We start from the raw sequence: 2,700 nt of genomic DNA, 5'->3' as shown, positions 1-2,700 counted from the left end.
GATCTGGAGAGGTGTGGTAACCACCATTTTCCAGAGATGTCCCGGATGAACAACGTACAGAGAGATCACAGTTAGTCGACTGCTCTTCCCGTCCGTGACCGAAATGCCCGCGCTGCGCGCGATAGTCGACTGACAGTCGACTCTACGGGGCGGTGCGCATCACGCGGTCGATCCAGTCGGCATAGCGCGAAATGCGCACGTTGTGCACCACTTGCCCGTAATAGCCGGCTTCAAGCGCATGCTCCGGCACTGCGGTGATCCACGAACCCAGGCCGATCAGCTGCCAGCCCTGAGCGTCGCGGATCATCAATGGCCCGCCGCTGTCACCGCTGCCGATCACGCCTTCCAGCGGCAGGCCGCCGCCGGGGCCGTCGAATCGATACCAGAGATAACGATCATTGCCGCCGGTCACCGCGTTTTCCGCGCGGCGCAGTACGCCGCGGTGCGATCCACCCGGCGCCAGCCCGGTCATGCCGGTGCCCGTGGCCCCCTTGCCGACCAAGGTAGCGATCTTTCCCGCTTCGTCCTGGCCGCGATAGAGGCGAATCGGCGCAACATCGCTGACCGGTGCGGCCAGCTGGATCAGTGCGATGTCATCGGAGGCGGCGAGGAAGGCATGGATGGGGCCTGGGTTGCCTGACGCCAGCGCCGCCTGGCCAAGCGCATCGGGCATGCGCCGGTAACCGGGATGCACGACCACGCGCTCCACACGGTACGGGTGACCGTTGATCTGCACCTCGGCGTCCATGCCTTCCATGGGCGCGGCGTGTGCGGCGGTCACTACCCAGCGCGGCGCGATCAGGACGCCGTGGCCCTCGCCGGGCAGGTCGGCCAGGGCCGGGAATTCGGAGGCCGGTACGCGGTAGGCGCTGTCATCCACATCGCTGCGGATGACGATGGCGCCGGCGGTGAAGGGCAGGGTAGCCAGGGCGAGTAGGAGCCAGCGGCGCATGGTTCGGTGCAGTCCTGTGCGTGGAAGGCGATGACCCTAGCCGGGATCGGCTGGCGCGAACACCCATGTGCGACGAAGTGCCCTTCCGGTGCGATCAACCCGGCGGAATGAGGGGTGACGACTGCCACTCCGGCAGACCGACCGCGCGGCGGGTGCGCGGCGCCTACAGCGCTAGCGCGCTTTCAATGCGGGCGCAGCACCGCGTCAAACGTATCCGGGTTGCCATCGTTGGCGGCCGCCGGCACGTTCAGCAGCCGTGCCAGCAGCGGGTAGACATCCACGTTGTCGAAGCCTTCAACGGTTCTGCCCGCCGCAAACGAAGGCCCCGTAGCCACGAACACCGCGCGCATCGAAGGCAGGGTGTTGTCGTAGCCGTGCGTACCGCGGTAGGCGTGGGCATGGCGCGCCAGCATGTCGGGCGTCAGCGCATCCCAACCTTCGTCCATCTCGCAGACAATCGGCGGCGTGCGCGGGTGCTGGCCATACTGCCAGCGCGGCGGCAGCTCGGCGCGCTTCCAGCATTGGTAATGGTCGTGTCGGCCCAACAGGGCCCGCTCGGCTTCGCGCTCGCGCCCAGGCGTGGCCTGGAACCCCACAGGCTGGCCCACGCTGGTGGCCACGGCAACGGCCGGGTCGACCATGCGTTCGGTACTGAGCACCTGGCCTTCCGGCAGCGCGGCCATGCCGTGGTCGGACACCAGCACGATGTTGGTGCCTGCGGCCAGGCCTTGTGCGTCCAAGCCGTCCAGCACCTGGCCAATGATGGCATCGGCGCGCTGGATCGCCTGTCGGTACTCGGCAGAATCCGGGCCATGCATGTGGCCGGCCTTGTCGACGTTTTCCATGTACAGCGTTGCCAGCAGCGGTGCCTGCGGGCCGGTCTGCGCCAGCCAGCCCAGCACGGTATGTACGCGGTCTTCCAGCGCGATGTTGCGGTCGTACACCTGCCACTGGCTGGGGCGGATGCCTTCGATGGCGGCCTCGCTGCCGGGCCACGACCAGGTGGCCGTGCGCACGCCGGCCTTCTCGGCGCTCACCCAGATGGGTTCGCCGCCCCACCAGCGCGCATCGGTGACGGCGGCCGGGTTGCTGATTTCGAACCCACCCAGCTGCGGGTCCTGCATGCTGTTGTGGATGATGCCGTGGTGGCCGGGGCGCAGCCCGGTGACCAGCGTGTAGTGGTTGGGGAATGTAAGTGACGGGTAGGACGGCGTCATCCAGCGTGCGCGCACGCCGCCGTCGATCATCCGCTGGATGTTGGGGGTCAGGCCGCGATCCAGGGCATCGGCACGCAGGCCGTCGATGGAGACCAGCAGCAGGCGCGGCGACGACGGTGCAGCGGCCTGGCGGTGGGCGGGCGACGTGCTGCAGGCCACCAGGGACAGTGCAGCGAAGGAACAGAACAGAAGGCGCAGGGTCATGGCCCATCCTAGCCCGGTGTGATGACAGGGCTTGGACGGATGTGGCGGGAGCGACGGAATGCCGGAATGCGACGGGGTGTCGGAACGCCACAGGGTGCCGGAACGCGACGGGGTGTCGGACCGGGACGGGATGCTGGAACGCGACGGGATGTCGGAATGCGTCGGGGTGCCGGAATGCGACGGGGTGTCGGAACGCGACGGGGTGCCGGAACGCGATGGGATGCCGGAACGCGACGGGGTAGAGTCGACTGTTAGTTGTGATCTCTCTGTACGTTGTTCATCCGGGACATCTCTGGAAAATGGTGGTTACCACACCTCTCCAGATCC

Annotated in this window: 3 protein-coding genes; 1 reads left to right on the top strand and 2 read right to left on the bottom strand. The window is 67.4% G+C overall.

What is annotated here, in order from left to right; all coding sequences use genetic code 11:
- Window positions 1-142: 142 nt before the first annotated feature.
- Window positions 143-952: a trypsin-like serine protease gene (locus G4G00_RS21645; protein WP_164276604.1), complete on the bottom strand. Its 810-nt coding sequence runs from the start codon at window positions 950-952 to the stop codon at window positions 143-145.
- Window positions 953-1,134: 182 nt separating this feature from the next.
- A complete protein-coding gene (locus G4G00_RS21640; protein WP_164276602.1) occupies window positions 1,135-2,373 on the bottom strand; it encodes an ectonucleotide pyrophosphatase/phosphodiesterase in 1,239 nt (412 codons plus the stop codon).
- A gap of 58 nt (window positions 2,374-2,431) precedes the next feature.
- Between G4G00_RS21640 and G4G00_RS21870 the strand changes: the two genes are divergently transcribed.
- Window positions 2,432-2,700, top strand: a 269-nt coding sequence (locus tag G4G00_RS21870) for a hypothetical protein (RefSeq protein ID WP_205515595.1), incomplete at its 3' end; no start/stop codon positions are given.

Source organism: Stenotrophomonas sp. B1-1 (assembly GCF_010894375.1).
GTDB lineage: Bacteria > Pseudomonadota > Gammaproteobacteria > Xanthomonadales > Xanthomonadaceae > Stenotrophomonas.
This window is presented reverse-complemented; position numbering and strand designations above follow the sequence as displayed.

Excerpts from the sequence above, each read along its gene's own strand:
- G4G00_RS21640 (WP_164276602.1), bottom strand. The coding sequence starts at position 2,373 with ATGACCCTGCGCCTTCTGTTCTGTTCCTTCGCTGCACTGTCCCTGGTG.
- G4G00_RS21645 (WP_164276604.1), bottom strand. The coding sequence starts at position 952 with ATGCGCCGCTGGCTCCTACTCGCCCTGGCTACCCTGCCCTTCACCGCC.